This window comes from Streptomyces desertarenae (assembly GCF_042681365.1).
Classification (GTDB): domain Bacteria; phylum Actinomycetota; class Actinomycetes; order Streptomycetales; family Streptomycetaceae; genus Streptomyces; species Streptomyces desertarenae.
The window spans coordinates 28,935-47,176 of the sequence record NZ_JBHUFU010000025.1 but is presented as its reverse complement, the minus strand read 5'-3'; the positions used below and the strand labels follow the sequence as shown (position 1 = coordinate 47,176).

The 18,242-nt window shown below is 74.6% G+C and carries 13 protein-coding genes and 2 pseudogenes; 13 read left to right on the top strand and 2 right to left on the bottom strand.

Annotated elements, in window-relative coordinates; genetic code table 11:
* Window positions 1-140 precede the first annotated feature (140 nt).
* The 7 genes from ACFSJS_RS26270 (at window position 141) to ACFSJS_RS26240 (ending at window position 8,052) form a co-directional block, all read left to right on the top strand.
* A complete protein-coding gene (locus ACFSJS_RS26270) occupies window positions 141-818 on the top strand; it encodes a response regulator (protein WP_380904705.1) in 678 nt (225 codons plus the stop codon).
* A 151-nt stretch (window positions 819-969) separates the two neighbouring features.
* Entirely contained in the window at window positions 970-3,717 is a 2,748-nt protein-coding gene (locus ACFSJS_RS26265) for a DNA translocase FtsK (protein WP_380904693.1), read from the top strand.
* A gap of 188 nt (window positions 3,718-3,905) precedes the next feature.
* Window positions 3,906-4,718, top strand: coding sequence for a helix-turn-helix domain-containing protein (locus ACFSJS_RS26260; RefSeq protein ID WP_380904691.1), 813 nt, complete (start codon window positions 3,906-3,908; stop codon window positions 4,716-4,718).
* A gap of 69 nt (window positions 4,719-4,787) precedes the next feature.
* Window positions 4,788-6,302 (top strand): 30S ribosomal protein S12 methylthiotransferase RimO, encoded by a 1,515-nt coding sequence (gene rimO / locus ACFSJS_RS26255; protein WP_380904689.1) that lies wholly within the window; start codon window positions 4,788-4,790, stop codon window positions 6,300-6,302.
* Window positions 6,299-6,943, top strand: coding sequence for a CDP-diacylglycerol--glycerol-3-phosphate 3-phosphatidyltransferase (pgsA, locus tag ACFSJS_RS26250; protein WP_380904687.1), 645 nt, complete (start codon window positions 6,299-6,301; stop codon window positions 6,941-6,943). Before rimO ends, pgsA begins: the two co-directional genes overlap by 4 nt.
* Window positions 6,933-7,574 carry a CinA family protein gene (locus ACFSJS_RS26245; protein ID WP_380904685.1) on the top strand — a complete coding sequence of 214 codons (642 nt, stop codon included), beginning with the start codon at window positions 6,933-6,935 and terminating at the stop codon, window positions 7,572-7,574. Before pgsA ends, ACFSJS_RS26245 begins: the two co-directional genes overlap by 11 nt.
* A 94-nt stretch (window positions 7,575-7,668) precedes the next feature.
* On the top strand, window positions 7,669-8,052 hold the full coding sequence (locus tag ACFSJS_RS26240; protein WP_380904683.1) for a helix-turn-helix domain-containing protein: 384 nt from the start codon (window positions 7,669-7,671) through the stop codon (window positions 8,050-8,052).
* Between the two features lie 145 nt (window positions 8,053-8,197).
* Here ACFSJS_RS26240 and ACFSJS_RS26235 read toward each other — a convergent pair whose 3' ends face one another.
* Together ACFSJS_RS26235 and ACFSJS_RS26230 are read right to left on the bottom strand one after the other, a co-directional pair.
* Complete coding sequence (locus ACFSJS_RS26235) at window positions 8,198-9,001, bottom strand: DNA-formamidopyrimidine glycosylase family protein (protein ID WP_380904681.1); 804 nt, start codon at window positions 8,999-9,001, stop codon at window positions 8,198-8,200.
* A gap of 66 nt (window positions 9,002-9,067) precedes the next feature.
* A complete protein-coding gene (locus tag ACFSJS_RS26230; RefSeq protein WP_380904679.1) occupies window positions 9,068-13,747 on the bottom strand; it encodes an ATP-dependent helicase in 4,680 nt (1,559 codons plus the stop codon).
* Between the two features lie 16 nt (window positions 13,748-13,763).
* Here ACFSJS_RS26230 and ACFSJS_RS26225 point away from each other — a divergent pair, with 16 nt between their 5' ends.
* The 6 genes and pseudogenes from ACFSJS_RS26225 to recX all read left to right on the top strand — a co-directional run.
* Complete coding sequence (locus tag ACFSJS_RS26225) at window positions 13,764-14,519, top strand: helix-turn-helix domain-containing protein (RefSeq protein ID WP_380904677.1); 756 nt, start codon at window positions 13,764-13,766, stop codon at window positions 14,517-14,519.
* A gap of 142 nt (window positions 14,520-14,661) precedes the next feature.
* The gene (locus ACFSJS_RS26220) at window positions 14,662-15,309 is read left to right on the top strand and encodes an AzlC family ABC transporter permease (RefSeq protein ID WP_380904702.1); all 648 of its coding nucleotides are present in this window, start codon (window positions 14,662-14,664) and stop codon (window positions 15,307-15,309) included.
* Complete coding sequence (locus ACFSJS_RS26215) at window positions 15,306-15,614, top strand: AzlD domain-containing protein (protein WP_380904675.1); 309 nt, start codon at window positions 15,306-15,308, stop codon at window positions 15,612-15,614. Before ACFSJS_RS26220 ends, ACFSJS_RS26215 begins: the two co-directional genes overlap by 4 nt.
* 41 nt (window positions 15,615-15,655) lie before the next feature.
* Window positions 15,656-15,850: a DUF3046 domain-containing protein gene (locus ACFSJS_RS26210; RefSeq protein WP_380904673.1), complete on the top strand. Its 195-nt coding sequence runs from the start codon at window positions 15,656-15,658 to the stop codon at window positions 15,848-15,850.
* 112 nt (window positions 15,851-15,962) lie between these two features.
* Window positions 15,963-16,991, top strand: a pseudogene (gene recA, locus ACFSJS_RS26205) (recombinase RecA); the annotation flags it as partial.
* A gap of 58 nt (window positions 16,992-17,049) precedes the next feature.
* Window positions 17,050-17,742, top strand: a pseudogene (recX, locus tag ACFSJS_RS26200) (recombination regulator RecX); the annotation flags it as partial.
* Window positions 17,743-18,242 lie beyond the last annotated feature (500 nt).

Genomic DNA, 18,242 nt, shown 5'->3' with positions numbered 1-18,242 from the left:
ACGTGCACAGTGACATCTCGGTGACAGGGTGTGGCGGGCCGCGAGGTGGGGCTACCATGACCGGCACAAGGACGGGCGGCGCGAAGGAGTCGTTGCCAGTGGCGGCGACCAGAGCGCTGCCGGGGCGAGGAGGACGGGCCATGGTGCAGAAGGCCAAGATCCTCCTGGTCGATGACCGGCCGGAGAATCTGCTGGCGCTGGAGGCCATCCTCTCCGCGCTGGACCAGACGCTGGTGCGGGCATCGTCAGGGGAGGAGGCGCTCAAGGCGCTGCTCACGGACGACTTCGCGGTCATCCTGCTGGACGTGCAGATGCCGGGTATGGACGGTTTCGAGACAGCCGCCCACATCAAGCGGCGCGAGCGGACCCGGGACATCCCGATCATCTTCCTCACCGCGATCAACCACGGTCCGCACCACACCTTCCGCGGCTACGCCGCCGGGGCCGTCGACTACATCTCCAAGCCGTTCGACCCGTGGGTGCTGCGGGCCAAGGTGTCGGTCTTCGTCGACCTGTACATGAAGAACGTGCAGCTGCGGGAGCAGGCCGCCCTGCTGCGGCTCCAGCTGGAGGGCCAGAGCGCCGCGGAGGACGACGGCGCCAGGGGGGCCGTCGGCCTGCTGGCCGAACTCTCCGCGCGGCTCGCGGCGGTCGAGGAGCAGGCCGAGGCCCTCTCCAAGCACCTGGACGAGTCCGCGGACGCCGCGGCGGTCGCCACGGCCGCCCATCTGGAGCGCAAGCTGACCGGGCTGCGGCGGGCGCTCGACGCCCTGGAGCCCGGCAACGGCGGGCCGGTTCCGCTCCCCCCGCAGAGCTGAGGGGGCAGGGCACCACCGGCCGCCGCGGCGACCGGACATCACGCGGCGTCACCTGACGGGGTGACAGGAGCGCCCGCGCGTCCGCACGCACGTCCCACCACTCACTCGCGCGTCCGTGTCTTGCGGGGTCCTCACGGGTAATCTCGGCACCATGGCCTCACGTACGTCCGGCAAGGCCGCCAAGAAGGCGCCCGCGAAGAAGGCTCCAGCCAGAAAACCCCCGGCGTCGAGGTCTGCCGCGCCCGGGAAACCGCCGGTGAAGAAGGCGGTGAGGAAGGCGGCGCCCAAGGCCCCGCCGAAACCGGCGGCATCGCCCACCAGAGGCGTCCTCCGTCTCGTCCGGGCCGTGTGGCTCGGCGTCGCGCACGCCGTCGGCGCGCTGCTGCGCGGCATAGGCCGCGGCGCGAGGGGACTGGATCCGGCGCACCGCAAGGACGGCCAGGCCCTGCTGCTGCTCGGCGTCGCCCTGGTGGTGGCGGCCGGCACCTGGTCCAACCTCCAGGGCCCGGTCGGCGAGCTGGTCGACATGCTGGTGACCGGCGCCTTCGGCCGTCTGGACCTGGTGGTGCCGGTCCTGCTGGGCACCGTCGCGGTGCGGCTGATGCGCCATCCGGAGAAGCCGGAGGCCAACGGACGCATCGTCATCGGGCTCTCCGCGCTGGCCGTCGGCCTGCTCGGGCTGGTGCACGTCGCCTGCGGCACCCCGGGCCGCGGCGAGGGCGACGACGCGGTGCGGGACGCGGGCGGCATGATCGGCTGGGCCGTCTCCAAGCCGCTGGTCCTCAGCGTCAGCGAGGCCCTGGCCGTCCCCCTGCTGCTGCTGGTGACCGTCTTCGGGCTGCTCGTCGTCACCGCCACCCCCGTCAACGCCGTTCCGCAGCGGCTGCGCCAACTGGGCGTGCGACTCGGTCTGGTGGCCGAGAAGGACGCCACGGCGTACGACGGGTACGGCGTCGCGTACGACGACCCCTACGCGCAGGAGGAGCCGCCCCGGCGCCCCCGGCGGGCGAACCTGCGCAAGGACGGCGACGACGCCTTCCAGGCGGAGAAGGAGGCGCTGGACGGGCGCCGCCGCACCCGCCGCCGGGCCGCCCCCGGAGCCGAAGGTGGCGGCTCGCCGGACGCCGTGGACGTGGCGGCGGCCGCCGCCGCCCAGCTGGAGGGCGCCGTGCTGCACGGCGTGCAGCCCTCCCCGCTCGTCGCCGACCTCACCAGTTCGGTCAGGGCCGACCGGGACGCCCGGGAGCGGGAGGACACCGGCACCGGACGCCGCCGGGGCGGGCCCGAGCGCGCCGGCGTCCCGGTCCCGTCCGGCGGCACCGCGCTCCCGGAGCCGCCGGCCGTGCCGGATCTGACCAGGGCGCCCGCCGAGCCGCCCGCGGACGCCCTGCCGCCGCGCGCCGAACAGCTCCGGCTCGCCGGCGACGTCACCTACGCGCTGCCCTCCCTGGACCTGCTGGAGCGCGGTGGGCCGGGCCGCACCCGCAGCGCCGCGAACGACGCGGTCGTCGCCTCCCTCACCACCGTCTTCTCCGAGTTCAAGGTGGATGCCGCCGTCACCGGCTTCACCCGCGGCCCGACGGTCACCCGCTACGAGGTGGAACTGGGCCCGGCGGTCAAGGTCGAGAAGATCACCGCGCTGGCCAAGAACATCGCCTACGCCGTGGCCAGCCCCGACGTGCGGATCATCAGCCCGATCCCGGGCAAGTCGGCGGTCGGCATCGAGATCCCCAACACCGACCGGGAGATGGTCAACCTCGGCGACGTCCTCCGGCTGGCGGAGGCCGCGGGCGACGACCACCCCCTGCTGGTCGGGCTCGGCAAGGACGTCGAGGGGGGCTACGTCACGGCCAACCTGGCGAAGATGCCGCACATCCTGGTCGCGGGCGCGACCGGATCCGGCAAGTCCTCCTGCATCAACTGCCTGATCACCTCGGTGATGGTCCGGGCCACCCCCGAGGACGTCCGGATGGTGCTGGTGGACCCCAAGCGGGTCGAACTGACCGCCTACGAGGGCATCCCGCACCTGATCACCCCCATCATCACCAACCCGAAGAAGGCCGCCGAGGCGCTGCAGTGGGTCGTGCGCGAGATGGACCTGCGCTACGACGACCTGGCCGCCTACGGCTTCCGGCACATCGACGACTTCAACGCGGCGGTGCGCGCGGGGAGGGTGAAGGCGCCCGAGGGCAGCGAGCGGGAGCCGGCCCCCTACCCGTACCTGCTGGTCATCGTGGACGAGCTGGCCGACCTGATGATGGTCGCGCCGCGCGACGTGGAGGACGCGATCGTGCGGATCACCCAGCTGGCCCGGGCCGCGGGCATCCACCTGGTGCTGGCCACCCAGCGCCCCTCGGTCGACGTCGTCACCGGTCTGATCAAGGCCAACGTGCCCTCGCGCCTGGCCTTCGCCACCTCCTCCCTCGCCGACAGCCGCGTCATCCTCGACCAGGGCGGCGCGGAGAAGCTGATCGGCAAGGGCGACGGCCTCTTCCTGCCGATGGGGGCGAGCAAACCCACCCGCATGCAGGGCGCCTACGTGACCGAGGAGGAGGTCGCGGCCGTCGTGGGGCACTGCAAGAAGCAGATGGCCCCGAACTTCCGCGACGACGTCCTGGTCGGGCAGGGCAGGAAGAAGGAGATCGACGAGGAGATCGGGGACGACCTCGACCTGCTGTGCCAGGCCGCCGAACTGGTGGTCAACACCCAGTTCGGTTCCACCTCGATGCTCCAGCGGAAGCTGCGGGTGGGGTTCGCCAAGGCGGGCAGGCTGATGGACCTGATGGAGTCGCGCGGGGTGGTCGGCCCCAGCGAGGGGTCGAAGGCGCGGGACGTCCTGGTCAAGCCGGACGAGCTGGACGAAGTGCTCGCGATGATCCGCGGAGAGACTCACTCGTAAGGGGGAGCTGGGCAACCGTTTCCCCTGGCAAGACGTCACATCGGTGGAGGGCGCGGCCCTGTGTGCACCGATGGGAGGCATGGCCATCCCTATGGCGGACAGACCCCCTCCGCCCGCTTGCCCGACCCTTCCGCACCCCCTCTAGACTGGACCTCCAGCAGGTGGCTACACGCTCGAAAGGCGCCCACGTGTCCATCGGCAACTCTCCTCCAGAAGACCGGCCCTCCGTCGGCCGGGCGATCCAGCAGGCCCGTATCGACGCGCGACTGACGGTGGACGAGGTCAGTACGACCACCCGCATCCGCGTCCCGATCGTGCACGCCATCGAACAGGACGACTTCTCCCGCTGCGGGGGCGACGTCTACGCCCGCGGCCACGTCCGCACCCTTGCCAGGGCCGTCGGCCTCGACCCGGACGACCTCGTGGCGCGCTACGACGCCGAGCACGGCGGTCGTCCGGCGCCGACCCCCGCCGCGACCCTCTTCGAGGCGGAGCGCATCCGCCCCGAACCGAGCCGGCCCAACTGGACCGCCGCCATGGTCGCCGCGATCGTGGCGGTGGTGGGGTTCGTCGGCTTCACCCTCTTCAGCGGGGGCGACGAGCCGGCGGGCCCCCCGGTGGCCCGGGAGGACACCTCCTCGGAGGCGCCCGACGGGGAGGCCGGACCGGCCGAGACCGCCGACCCCAAGCCCGACCCCGACCCGTCCGTCTCCGACAGCGCCATCGCCGCCGCCCCGGCCGACAAGGTCACCGTCAAGCTGGTCGCCGAGGACGGCCAGAGCTGGTTCTCGGCCGAGGCCCACAACGGGCGGCTGCTGGAGGAGGGCGTGCTCAGGGCCGGCGACTCCCGGACCTTCACCGACGACAAGCGGATCGACCTGGTCCTCGGCAACGCCGGGGCGGTCACCCTCTTCGTCAACGGCAAGGAGGTCGACAAGGTCGGGGAGATGGGCCAGGTGCAGCGCCTCAGCTACACCAAGGGCGACCCCGAGCAGGGCTGACCCGGGAGCGGCCGGGGTGACGGAGCCCTGGCGGCGGGCGCGGCCGCCGGGACGAAGTAGGCTGAGCCCATGCCCGAACGCCGTACCGTCGCTCTCGTCACCCTAGGCTGCGCCCGTAACGAGGTGGACTCGGAGGAGCTCGCCGGCCGTCTGGCGGCGGACGGCTGGGAGCTTGTCGAAGAAGCCGCCGACGCGGATGTCGCCGTCGTCAACACCTGCGGTTTCGTCGAGGCCGCCAAGAAGGACTCCGTCGACGCCCTGCTGGAGGCCGGCGACCTCAAGGCCGGCGCCCTGGAGGGCAACGGCCGCACCCGGGCCGTGGTCGCCGTCGGCTGCATGGCCGAGCGCTACGGCAAGGAACTGGCCGAGGCGCTGCCCGAGGCCGACGGCGTGCTCGGCTTCGACGACTACGCCGACATCTCCGAGCGGCTGCGGACCATCCTCGCCGGGGGCACCCACGTCCCGCACGTCCCGCGCGACCGGCGCAAGCTCCTGCCGATCAGCCCCGTCGAGCGCCAGGGTGCCGGAGTGGCCCTGCCCGGCCACGGGGAGGCGTCCGCGCCCGCCGACCTGCCCGACGGCCTCGCCCCGGCCTCCGGCCCGCGCGCCCCCCTCCGCCGCAGGCTGGGCAGCAGCCCGGTCGCCTCGGTGAAGCTGGCCTCCGGGTGCGACCGCCGCTGCTCCTTCTGCGCCATCCCCTCCTTCCGCGGCGCCTTCGTCTCCCGGCGCCCCTCCGACGTCCTGGCCGAGACCCGCTGGCTGGCCGAGCAGGGGGTGAAGGAGGTCATGCTGGTCTCCGAGAACAACACCTCCTACGGCAAGGACCTCGGTGACATCCGGCTCCTGGAGGCGCTGCTGCCCGAACTGGCGGCGGTGGACGGCATCGAGCGGATCCGGGTCAGCTACCTCCAGCCCGCCGAGATGCGCCCCGGCCTGATCGACGTCCTGACCGGCACCGAGAAGGTCGCGCCCTACTTCGACCTCTCCTTCCAGCACTCGGCCCCGGGCGTGCTGCGCGCCATGCGGCGCTTCGGGGACACCGACCGCTTCCTGGAGCTGCTGGAGACCATCCGCGCCAAGGCTCCGCAGGCCGGCGTCCGCTCCAACTTCATCGTCGGCTTCCCCGGTGAGAGCGAGGCGGACGTCGACGAGCTGGAGCGTTTTCTGACCGAGGCCCGGCTGGATGCGATCGGAGTCTTCGGGTACTCGGACGAGGAAGGCACCGAAGCGGCGACCTACGAGCACAAGACCGACCCGGAGGTGGTGGCCGAACGCCTGGCCCGCATCTCGCGGCTCGCCGAGGAACTGACCGCGCAGCGCGCGGAGGAGCGCGTCGGCGAGACGCTGCAGGTCCTGGTCGAGTCGGTGGACGAGGAGGAGGGCCCGGTCGGGCGGGGGGCGCACCAGGCGCCCGAGACCGACGGGCTGACCTTCCTCACCGTCCCGGCCGGCTCCTCGCAGTTCTCCGCGGGGCAGATGGTCGAGGCGAAGGTGGTGGCGAGCGAGGGTGTGGATCTCATGGCCGAACCGCCCCCGGGCGCCGTACGGGGGTGCTCCGACAGTACCGAGGGGGCGGGGACATGACGGACATCCCTGCCCCGGCGGCGAGCGGCGGACCGATGGCGAAACCGAAGACGGCCGTCGTACGGACGGTGAGCCTGTGGAACATCGCGAACATCCTCACCATGGTGAGGCTGCTCCTGGTGCCGGGTTTCGTGCTCCTGATGCTGGCCGAGGGCGGGCACGATCCGGCCTGGCGCTCCTTCGCCTGGGCGGCCTTCTCCGTCGCCATGATCACCGACCTGTTCGACGGAGAGCTGGCGCGGCGGTACAACCTGGTCACCGACTTCGGCAAGATCGCCGACCCGATCGCGGACAAGGCGATCATGGGAGCGGCGCTGATCTGCCTCTCGGCCCTGTCCGACCTGCCCTGGTGGGTCACGGGAGTGATCCTCTTCCGGGAGGTCGGCATCACCGCGATGCGCTTCTGGGTGATCCGGCACGGCGTCATCCCGGCCAGCCGGGGCGGGAAGCTGAAGACCCTCGCCCAGGGCATCGCCGTGGGGATGTACATCCTGGCTCTGACCGGGCCGCTCGCCACGCTGCGGTGGTGGGTGATGGCCGCCGCCGTGGCGCTGACGGTCGGCACCGGCCTGGACTACGTACGGCAGGCGCTGGCCCTCAGGAGGGCCGGCCGGACCGAGGAGCGCGCCCATGAGCACTGAGACGGCCGCGGCGGAGCGGGAGTCCGGCCCCGGCGCTTCCGCGGGGCCCGGCACGGGCGAGCAGGCGGACGGCACCCGGGCGCTCACGGCCCGTGCCCTGCGGATGCTGGGGGAGCGCGGCCAGACCGTCGCCGCCGCCGAGTCGCTGACCGGCGGGCTGGTCACCGCCGAACTGACGGCCGCGCCCGGTGCGTCGGCGACCGTCCGGGGCTCGGTCACCGCCTACGCCACCGAGGTCAAGCACGAGGTCCTCGGTGTGGACGGGGACCTGCTGCGGGAGCGCGGCGCGGTCGACGCCGAGGTGGCCCGCCAGATGGCACTGGGCGTACGGCGGGTCATCGGCTCGGACTGGGGCGTGGCGACCACCGGAGTGGCCGGTCCCGAGCCGCAGGACGGGCAGCCGGTCGGACTGGTCTACGTGGCGGTCGCCGGACCGGGCGGTTCCGCTTCCTCGGAGGGCGGGGAGGCGGCCCGTGCCGTGGCGCTCGAGCTGAGGCTGGACGGGGAGCGGGCGGAGATCAGGGACGGGAGCGTCGAAGCCGTCGTCCGTTTGCTCCTGAGCGAACTCACGGAAAATGCGCCGACAAAGGATACGGAACACGGTGGGGGGAAGGGATGTTTGCAGCCCTGAGTGAACACAGCATCGCTCCCCGCACGGCCGCGGTTGTAGGCGGTACGGTGGGGCATGAAGGATCCGGGTCAGCGGTCCTAGGAGGGAGCCACCGATGATTCTGCTCCGTCGCCTGCTGGGTGACGTGCTGCGTCGGCAGCGCCAGCGCCAGGGCCGGACCCTGCGCGAAGTCTCCTCGTCCGCCCGGGTGTCGCTCGGTTACCTCTCCGAGGTGGAGCGAGGGCAGAAGGAGGCTTCCTCCGAACTGCTCGCCTCGATCTGCGAGGCCCTCGACGTGCGGATGTCCGAGCTGATGAGAGAGGTCAGCGACGAACTGGCCCTCGCCGAGCTGGCGCAGTCCGCGGCCGGCGAGACGGTGCCCGCACCGATGCGCCGTCCCGTCCTCAACCCGGTGAAGGTGACCTCCGTCACGAGCCGTCCGGAGGAACGGGTGACGATCAAGGCACCGGCCGAGGCCGTGGACGTCGTGGCCGCCTGATCGGCGCAAGCCCGGCGTACACGACGCGACGTGTCCCGCGGGCCCGGCCCGGAGCGTGGTTCCACGCTCCGGGCCGGGCCCGCGGCGTTGCGGCGGGCGCCTCGCGGCCGCCTTCCGCGGGACGGCGCGGACCCGCCGGGAGCGGTCAGCCCGGCGCGGGTGAGGGGCCCTGCTGGCAGCCGGGACACCAGTACGCCACACGCTCCCCCGCGGACGGGCCGGGCGTCCAGGTGCGGACGGCGGCGCCGCAGCGCCTGCACGGCCTGCCCGCACGGCCGTACACCCACAGGGCCCGGTCCCGGCGGACGTCGCCGGTGGTGATGCGCGTGCTCCGCCCCTTGTTCACCTCCAGCAGCCTCCTGGCCAGGGCCAGGAGCCGCTCCGGGGCGGGAAGCCCGCCGACCGGCAGCCAGGGGGTGGCCCTGGCGAGGAAGCACAGCTCCGCCGCGTAGACGTTGCCGATCCCGGCGAGGTTGCGCTGGTCGAGCAGGGCCTCGGCGAGAGGGCGCCCGGGGTCGGACAGCAGGCGCCGCAGCGCCTCGCCCGCATCCCAGTCCGGCCCCAGCAGATCCGGCCCGAGGTGGCCGACCGCCTGCTCCTCGTCCTCGGTGCGCAGCAGCTCCAGGACGGGGAGGCGGTACCCGACGGCGACGTGCCCGGCGGTGGCGAGGACGGCGCGGACCTGGTGGCCGGGACCGCCGGTCCACCGCTCGCCCGGTGCGTGGACGCGCCAGGCGCCGTCCATCCGCAGATGGGAGTGGAGCGTCAGGCCGCCCTCGAAGCGGGTGAGCAGGTGCTTGCCGCGCGCGGCCGTCTCCAGCACCGTGCGGCCGGTGAGATCGCTGGTGGCGAGCCGGGGTACCCGCAGATCGCAGCGGACCAGCGGGCTGTTCGACAGCGCGTCGTGCAGCAGCCGGGCGGTGCGCCAGACGGTGTCTCCCTCGGGCACCGGTTCCTCCTTTCCGTTTCGCGTGGTCCGCCTGCGGCCCGCCGCCCGCGGCCGCCTTCCGGCGCCTCAGGCGCGCAGCCGCAGCCCGCGCGGGGTCGCGTGGAAGCCGGCCGCCTCCAGGACACCGCCGAGCGGTGAGGCCAGCACCGGGGAGCCGTTGGCCCGCTCCACTGTGAGGGTGCCCAGCGTCCCCCGGCGCGCGGCGTCGGCCAGGGCCCCGGCGGCGGCCTCCAGCACCGGCCCCTCGGTGCGCCAGGCCAGAAGCGTCCTGCCGCCGCGCTCGAGGTAGAGGACCAGCTCGCCGTCGACCAGGACGACCAGGGACCCCGCCTTCCGGCCCGGTTTGTGGACGGCCGCCCGCCCCTTGTCCGGCGCGTCGGCGGGACGGGGCGGCTCGGGCCAGGGCAGGGCCGCGCCGTAGGCGTTGGCCGGGTCGGCGGCGGCGAGCACGGCCGTGCGGGGACGGGAGCCCTCCGGTTTCTCCCGCGCCCCGGCGATCGCCCGCAGCCGGTCCACCGCGCCGTCCACGGCGAACTGCGCGGCCCCCAGCCCCTCCACCACGTAGCCGCGGCGGGCCTGCCCGTTCTCCTCGAAGACCGACAGCACGCGGTAGGCGGCCGAGAAACCGCCCTCGACCCCCTCGGCGGCGACCGCGCCCCGGGTGACCACGCCGTGCCGGTCCAGGAGGGTGCGGGCCAGCGCGTGGGCGCGGAGGGTGGGGTCCGCCTCCCGCTCGGGCAGCAGCGACCAGCGGCCCGCCACGGTCGGCGGACCCGTCCGGGAGGTGGGGCGGGCGCCGGACAGGGCCGCGGCCGAGCCGTACCGGCCGCGCGGGGTGCTGCGCCGGGCCCGGTGCGCGGTGGCGCCCGCCGTGCGGCCGGAGCCCAGCAGGGCGCGCAGCGGGGCCAGGGTGTCGCCGGTGAGGTGACCGGCCCAGGCCAGCTCCCAGACGGCGTCGGCCAGCGCGGCCTCGGACGCCTCGTGCCCGGCGGCGCGGACCCGCTCGGCGATCTGCCGGAAGAACAGGCCGTAACCGCCCGCGAGCGCCTCCAGGACGGCCCGGTGCAGCGGGGAGAGCTCCAGCGGATGGGCGTCGGGCAGCAGCAGGGGGGCGGCGTCCGCCAGGAGGAGGCGGACCCAGCCGTCCTTGCCCGGCAGCGCACCCGCTCCCGCCCACAGGACCTCGCCGGCGGCGGCCAGCTCGTCCAGCATTCCCGGGTGGTAGCCGGCGACCCGGGAGGGCAGCACCAGCCTCTCCAGCGCGGAGGCCGGCACCGGCGCCCCCTGGAGCTGCTCGACGGCGCGCAGCAGCCCGTCGACCCCCCGCAGGCCGCCGCCGGCGTCCAGGTGCTGCCACTGGGGGAGGAAGGCGGCCAGCGCCGCCGGCGGCACCGGCTCCAGCTCCTCGCGGAGCGCGGCCAGGGAGCGCCGGCGCAGCCGCCGCAGCACGCCCGCGTCGCACCACTCCTGCTCCACGCCCGAGGGGTGGAACTCGCCCTGGACCAGGCGTCCGGCGGAGGCCAGCCGCTGCAGCGCACCGTCGGCCACCGCCGCGCCCAGCCCGAAACGGGCCGCTGCCCCGGCCGTGGTGAACGGGCCGTGGGTGCGGGCGTAGCGGGCCAGCAGGTCGCCCAGCGGATCGGGGACGGGCTCGGTGAACGCCTCGGGCACGCCGACGGGCAGCGCCGCGCCGAGGGCGTCGCGCAGCCGTCCGGCGTCCTCGACCGCCGCCCAGTGCTCCCGCCCCGCGATGCGGACCCGGATGGCGCGGCGGGCCCGTTCCAGCTCCTCGGCCCATCCGGCGCCCGCGCCCCGCTCGGCCAGTTCGCCGCCGGTGAGCGGGCCCAGCACGCGCAGCGCGTCGGCCACGCCCTCGACGTCCTTGATCCGGTGGACGCCGTCCCCGCCCGGGAGCCACTGCAGCTCGCGCTCCAGCTCGGCCAGCACCTCCGGGTCGAGCAGCTCGCGCAGCTCGGCCCGGCCCAGCAGCTCGGCCAGCAGCCGCGAGTCCAGCGACAGCGCGGCGGCCCGGCGCTCGGCGAGGGGGGAGTCGCCCTCGTACAGGTACTGCGCGACGTAGCCGAAGAGCAGGGAGCGGGCGAACGGCGAGGGCTCGGGCGTGGTGACCTCCACCAGCCGCACCCGGCGGGCCTCGACGTCGCCCATCAGCTCGGTGAGGCCCGGCACGTCGAAGACGTCCTGGAGGCACTCGCGCACGGCCTCCAGGACGATGGGGAAGGACCCGAACCCGCTCGCCACCTGGAGGAGCTGGGCGGCCCGCTGGCGCTGCTGCCACAGCGGAGTGCGCCTCCCCGGGTCGCGGCGGGGGAGCAGCAGGGCCCGGGCGGCGCACTCGCGGAACCGCGAGGCGAACAGGGCCGAACCGCCGACCTGGTCGGTGACGATCCGCTCCACCTCGTCCCGGTCGAACAGGATGTCGGCCGCGCCGACCGGGGGCCGGTCGGGGTCGTGGCCCGGGGCGTCCGCGGGGTCCGCACCGAGCCCCCCGTCGAGGTCGAAGCCCATCAGGTCGGTGTCGGGCAGGCGCAGCACGATGCCGTCGTCGGCGTGCATCACCTGCGCGTCCATGCCGAACCGCTCGGTCAGCCGGGCGCCCAGCGCCAGGGCCCAGGGGGCGTGCACCTGGGCGCCGAAGGGGGAGTGGACGACGACGCGCCAGTCGCCCAGCTCGTCCCGGAAGCGCTCCACCACGATCGTGCGGTCGTCCGGAACGTGCCCGCAGGCCCGCCGCTGCTCGTCGAGGTAGGCCAGGACGTTGTCGACGGCCCACTCGTCCAGCCCCGCCGCGGCCAGCCGCCCGCGGGCGGCCTCGGGGGCCAGGCCGCCGACCTCGCGCAGGAACGCGCCCAGCGCCCGGCCCAGCTCCAGTGGACGGCCGAGCTGGTCGCCCTTCCAGAACGGCAGCCGCCCGGGGACCCCGGGGGCGGGGGTGACCAGGACGCGGTCGCGGGTGATGTCCTCGATGCGCCAGCTGGTCGTGCCCAGGGTGAACACGTCTCCCACCCGGGACTCGTAGACCATCTCCTCGTCCAGCTCCCCGACGCGGCCGCCGCCCTTCTTCGGATCGGCTCCGGCGAGGAAGACGCCGAACAGGCCGCGGTCGGGGATCGTCCCGCCCGAGGTGACCGCCAGCCGCTGGGCCCCGGGCCGCCCGGTGACGGTGTGGGCGACGCGGTCCCACACCAGGCGCGGGCGCAGCTCGGCGAAGGCGTCGGACGGATAGCGCCCGGCGAGCATGTCCAGCACGGCGGTGTACGCCGACTGCGGCAGCGAGGCGAAGGGCGCGGCGCGCCGCACCACCGCCAGCAGCTCGTCGACGTCCCAGGTGTCCATGGCGGCCATGGCGACGAGCTGCTGGGCCAGGACGTCCAGGGGGTTGGAGGGCACCTTCAGCGCCTCGATGGCGCCCTGGCGCATCCGCTCGGTGACCACCGCGGACTGCACCAGGTCGCCGCGGTACTTGGGGAAGACCACTCCGGTCGAGACCGCGCCCACCTGGTGGCCCGCGCGGCCCACCCGCTGGAGGCCGGAGGCCACCGAGGGCGGCGACTCCACCTGCACCACCAGGTCCACCGCGCCCATGTCGATGCCCAGCTCCAGGCTGGAGGTGGCCACCACGGCCGGCAGGCGGCCCGCCTTGAGGTCCTCCTCGACCTGCGCCCGCTGCTCCTTGGAGACCGAGCCGTGGTGGGCGCGGGCCAGCACCGGCGGCGCGCCCCGGGCGGCTCCCGATCCCCCCATCAGCTCGGCGGGCGAGTGGCCATCGGGCACGGGCTCGCCGGTGGCGCGCTCGTAGGCGATCTCGTTGAGCCGGTTGCACAGCCGCTCGGCCAGGCGCCGGGAGTTGGCGAAGACGATCGTGGAGCGGTGGGCCTGGACCAGGTCGGCGATCCGCTCCTCGACCGACGGCCAGATCGACGGCCGGTCGCCCCGGCCGCCGGGGCCCTCCCCGCCCGCGTCCCGCGCCGGTGAGCCGCCCAGCTCGCCCAGGTCGGGCACGGGCACCACGACCGACAGGTCGAACTCCTTGCCCGAGGGCGGCTGCACGATCCGCGCCCCGCGGCGCGGCGAGAGGAAGCGCGCCACCTCGTCCACCGGGCGGACCGTCGCCGACAGGCCGATGCGGCGGGCGGGGCGGTCCAGCAGCTCGTCCAGCCGCTCCAGGGAGAGGGCGAGGTGGGCGCCGCGCTTGGTGCCCGCCACGGCGTGCACCTCGTCCAGGATCACCGTCTCGACGCCGCGCAGGGCCTCGCGGGCGGCGGAGGTGAGCATCAGGAACAGGGACTCGGGGGTGGTGATCAGGATGTCCGGCGGGCGCCGGGACAGGGCGCGGCGCTCGGCGGCCGGGGTGTCCCCGGAGCGGACGCCGACCCGGATCTCCGGTTCGGGCAGTCCCAGTCGCACCGACTCCTGCCGGATGCCGGTCAGCGGGCTGCGCAGGTTCCGCTCGACGTCCACCGCCAGCGCCTTCAGCGGGGAGACGTACAGCACGCGGCAGCGCCGGGACGGGTCGGCGGGCGGGGGCGCGGCGGCCAGCGCGTCCAGGGAGGCGAGGAAGGCGGCGAGCGTCTTGCCGGAGCCGGTCGGCGCCACGACCAGCACGTCGCGCTCCTCCGCGATCGCCCGCCAGGCGCCCTCCTGGGCGGGGGTGGGTGCGTGGAAGGCCCCCGCGAACCACGAGCGGGTCGCGGGGGAGAAGGCGCCGAGAGCCGATGACCGGTCCATGGGACCATCGTGCCCCGTGCCACCGACAGGCGTCCCGGCGGCGTCCCCGGCTCCGGCGGGCCCCGGCGCGGCGGCGGACCGGGCGGGGACCGAGCGGGCCGGCGGCTCCGTGGTCGTGACCAACCCCGAGGTGCCGCACGCCGCGCGCGCCGGGGCGCCCGGGGGCTGGGCCCACGCGACGTTCTACCCGGCGTCGGACACGGTGGCCGCCATCGCCGCCGGGACCACCGCTCTGCGGGGCACGGCGGGGTTCTCCGAGGCCGTCGTCCACGCCCCGTACGCGGCGCGCCTGATCACCGGGGTGTACCGGGCCGCGGAACAGGGCGACGCGCCGGCCGCCGACATCCTGCTGCGGGTCGCCGCCACCCGGCTGCTGCGCCGGCACGGCGGCCCGCTCCCCGCGCGCACGGTTCGCACCGCGGGCGCGCGCAATGCCGCGCGCGCCCGGGAGATCCTCCTGGAGCGGATGACGGATCCACCCATGATGGAGAGGTTCGCCGCGGAGCTGGGCACCGGTCCGTTCCCGCTGCTGCGGGCCTTCCGGGAGCGGTACGGGATGCCGCCGCACGCCTGGCTCACCGACGCCCGTGTCCGCCGGGCCCGCCGGCTGCCGGAGGAGGGGATGGCTCCGGCCGGGGCCGCCGCGGCCGTCGGCTTCGCCGACCAGCCGCACCCGGGGCGGCACTTCAGCCGGATCGTCGGTGTGCCACAGGGGGCCTACCAGCGCGAACGCGCAAGAACGTACAAGACCGGGAGGGGAAGGCCCGTCTAGTGTCGTCGCCGTGTGGGAACAGATACGAATTCAGGATGCCCCGGCCCCGGCGGTGCCCGCCGAGGCCGCCGCAGCCGCCGAGCCCGCCGCCGAGCCCGCCGCCGGGCCCGCCGCCGGCGACCGCGCCGTCGTCAGGGACGCGCTGGGGGTCGGTGTCGCCGTCGGCCTCTCCGGCTTCGCCTTCGGGGTGACCTCGGCGGGTGCCGGGCTCACTCTGGGGCAGACCTGCGCGCTCAGCCTGCTGGTGTTCACCGGTGCCTCGCAGTTCGCCCTCGTCGGGGCGATCGCGGCGGGCGGCAACCCGCTGACCGCGGCCGCCGGCGCCTTCTTCCTCGGCATCCGCAACGCCTTCTACGGGCTGCGGCTCTCCGCACTGCTGGACCTGCCCCGCGCGGTACGGCCGCTGGCCGCCCAGTGGGTCATCGACGAGACCGCCGCCGTCGCGCTCGCCCAGCGCGACAGGCGCGCGGCCCGGATCGGGTTCACCGTCACCGGTGCCGCCCTGTACCTGCTGTGGAACCTCACCACCCTGCTCGGGGCGCTCGGGGCGCGGGCGCTGGGCGACACCGGCGCCTGGGGTCTGGACGCGGCGGGTCCGGCCGTCTTCCTGGCCCTGCTCGCCCCCATGCTGCGGACGGCGGTGGAGCGGGCCACGGCGGGGCTCGCGGTGCTGCTGGGCCTAGGGCTGCTGCCGGTGCTCCCGGCCGGGATCCCCGTGCTGGCGGCGGCGCTGGCCGCGCCGCTGGTGCTGGCGGTGCGGGGGCTGCGCCGGGCGGAGGGGGCGCGGTGACCGTGTGGATCGCCGTCGGGGTGACGGCCGTTGGGTGCTACCTCGTCAAGCTGCTGGGGCTCTCGGTGCCGGCCGGGGTGCTGGAGCGCCCGCTGGTGCGGCGGCTGGCCGCCCTGCTGCCCGTGGCGCTGCTGGCGGCGCTGACCGCGCAGCAGACCTTCGGAGGCGACGGGGGCGAGCTGGTGCTCGACGCCCGCGCCGCGGGGATCGCGGCGGCGGCGGTCGCGCTGGTGCTGCGCGCTCCCTTCCTGGTGGTGGTGGCCGTCGCGGTCCTGGTCACGGCGGGGGTGCGGGCGCTGGGGTAGCGGCCGCCGGGGTCCGCCGGGGACTGCCGGATACTGGGAGCATGCGGTTGACGGTCTTCTGGGAGCGGATGGCGGCCCACTTCGGTGAGGCGTACGCCGACTCCTTCGCGCGTGATCACGTGATGTCCGAGCTGGGCGGCCGGACGGTGTACGAGGCCCTGGACGCGGGGTGGGAGGCGAAGGACGTGTGGCGGGCCGTCTGCGCGGCCGTGGGGGTTCCCGCCGAACTGAGGTGAGGAGGGGCCCGCCCGCCGGGCCGCACTCGTCGAAACCGCGCTGAGCTGCGGAAATGCAGGTTTTCCACAGGGGTACGGGGCAACTTGACACAAAAATCGAACAGGCATTCTTATGGTGGGGCCGGGCTGCCCGGGGCGGAGCCCGGCCCGATTGTCAGTGGCAGGCGTTAGCGTCTTTGACGTGAAGCGATCGACTCAAGCAAACCGGGTGGCACCCATGGCAGGAACCGACCGCGAGAAGGCGCTCGACGCCGCGCTCGCACAGATTGAGAGGCAGTTCGGCAAGGGCGCCGTCATGCGCCTGGGCGAGCGGCCGAACGAGCCCGTCGAGGTCATCCCCACCGGGTCGACCGCTCTCGACGTGGCTCTCGGCGTGGGCGGCCTCCCGCGCGGCCGCGTGGTGGAGGTGTACGGTCCGGAGTCCTCCGGAAAGACGACCCTGACCCTGCACGCCGTCGCCAACGCCCAGCGCATGGGCGGCACGGTGGCCTTCGTGGACGCCGAGCACGCGCTGGACCCCGAGTACGCCAAGAAGCTCGGCGTGGACGTGGACTCCCTGATCCTGTCCCAGCCGGACAACGGCGAGCAGGCGCTGGAGATCACGGACATGCTGATCCGCTCCGGCGCCCTGGACCTGATCGTGATCGACTCCGTGGCGGCCCTGGTGCCGCGCGCGGAGATCGAGGGCGAGATGGGCGACTCCCACGTCGGCCTCCAGGCCCGGCTGATGAGCCAGGCGCTGCGGAAGATCACGGGCGCGCTCAACCAGTCCAAGACGACCGCGATCTTCATCAACCAGCTCCGCGAGAAGGTCGGCGTGATGTTCGGCTCGCCCGAGACCACCACCGGTGGACGGGCGCTGAAGTTCTACGCCTCGGTGCGACTGGACATCCGCCGGATCGAGACCCTCAAGGACGGCACCGAGGCGGTGGGCAACCGCACGCGCGTCAAGGTCGTCAAGAACAAGGTCGCGCCGCCCTTCAAGCAGGCCGAGTTCGACATCCTCTACGGCATCGGCATCAGCCGTGAGGGCGGGCTGATCGACATGGGCGTCGAGCACGGCTTCATCAGGAAGTCCGGCGCCTGGTACACCTACGAGGGCGACCAGCTCGGCCAGGGCAAGGAGAACGCCCGCAACTTCCTCCGCGACAACCCCGACCTCGCCAACGAGATCGAGAAGAAGATCAAGGAGAAGCTGGGGATCGGCCCGAAGACCGAGGCGCCCGAGGGCGAGCCGAGCACGGACGCCGCCGGCCCCGACCCGGTCGCGGCCGCGACCGAGGCGGCGAAGACGGTGCCGGCACCGGCGGCCAAGGCGAAGGCCGCCAAGAGCGTCGCCGCCAAGAGCTGAGCCCGTGGCGGGACGACAGCGGGAGCGGCCGCCGTCCGATCCGGAGGAGCGGGCGCGGGCGATCTGCCTGCGCCTGCTCACCGGGACGCCCCGCACCCGCGGACAGCTCGCCGAGGCACTGCGCAAGAGGGACATCCCCGAGGACGTGGCCGCATCGGTGCTCTCCCGGTTCGAGGACGTCGGGCTGATCGACGACGCGGCGTTCGCCGACGCCTGGGTGGAGTCCCGGCACCACGGCCGAGGTCTCGCCCGCCGGGCCCTCGCCCGTGAACTGCGGAACAAGGGCGTGGACTCCGCACTGATCGACAGCGCGGTGGAGCGCCTCGATCCCGAGCAGGAGGAGCGGACGGCCCGGGCCCTGGTGGAGCGGAAGCTGCGCGCCACCAGAGGGCTCGACCGGGACAGGCGGCTGCGCCGACTGGCCGGGATGCTCGCCCGCAAGGGGTACTCCGAGGGACTCGCCCTGAGGGTGGTCCGGGAGGCCCTGGAGGCGGAGGGCGAGGAGCCGGAGGAGCTTCTTCCGTACGGGGAAGCGGACTGAGCGGAACCCCGAGGGCGTCCCCCCGTCCGCCGGGCGGCGGGCTCCGGTGTGGGGACGGCCGCCGCCGGGACTCCAGTGGGCCCCGCCGACGCCGGGAGCCCAGGGTGGGAGCCCTGTCCAGGCCCCGAAGCGCCGCGAGCCCTCGGCCACAGCCTGCCGGCCGCGGTTCCCGCCCTTGCAGTCTTCGCCCCCACGGGGCTGTCCCCGTCCGCCGCCGGTCCGGTTGCCTGTACGGCCTCCGCCCCGACGTGCTCGGCGCGCTCGGGAACCCCCACCGCCGATGACCGGTTGCCCGGCGGAGCCCGGGCAGCCCGCTGCTCACCGGTGTCCGGGCCGTCCGTTCACCGGTCGTGCTGGGCATCCGCCCGGCCGCGCTCCTCCTCGTCCACGCCCTTCTCCGGTTCCGGCGCCGGATCGCCCGCCGGACGCTGTGACCGGACCGCACCGGGCTCCGCCGCGCACAGCGGCGGAACCGTCGTCCGGCCTCCGGGGACGGGCGC

Coding starts and splice junctions, on each gene's coding strand:
- ACFSJS_RS26270 (WP_380904705.1), top strand. CDS start 141: ATGGTGCAGAAGGCCAAGATCCTCCTGGTCGATGACCGGCCGGAGAAT.
- ACFSJS_RS26265 (WP_380904693.1), top strand. CDS start 970: ATGGCCTCACGTACGTCCGGCAAGGCCGCCAAGAAGGCGCCCGCGAAG.
- rimO (WP_380904689.1), top strand. CDS start 4,788: ATGCCCGAACGCCGTACCGTCGCTCTCGTCACCCTAGGCTGCGCCCGT.
- pgsA (WP_380904687.1), top strand. CDS start 6,299: ATGACGGACATCCCTGCCCCGGCGGCGAGCGGCGGACCGATGGCGAAA.
- ACFSJS_RS26245 (WP_380904685.1), top strand. CDS start 6,933: ATGAGCACTGAGACGGCCGCGGCGGAGCGGGAGTCCGGCCCCGGCGCT.
- ACFSJS_RS26240 (WP_380904683.1), top strand. CDS start 7,669: ATGATTCTGCTCCGTCGCCTGCTGGGTGACGTGCTGCGTCGGCAGCGC.
- ACFSJS_RS26230 (WP_380904679.1), bottom strand. CDS start 13,747: ATGGACCGGTCATCGGCTCTCGGCGCCTTCTCCCCCGCGACCCGCTCG.
- ACFSJS_RS26210 (WP_380904673.1), top strand. CDS start 15,656: ATGCGGTTGACGGTCTTCTGGGAGCGGATGGCGGCCCACTTCGGTGAG.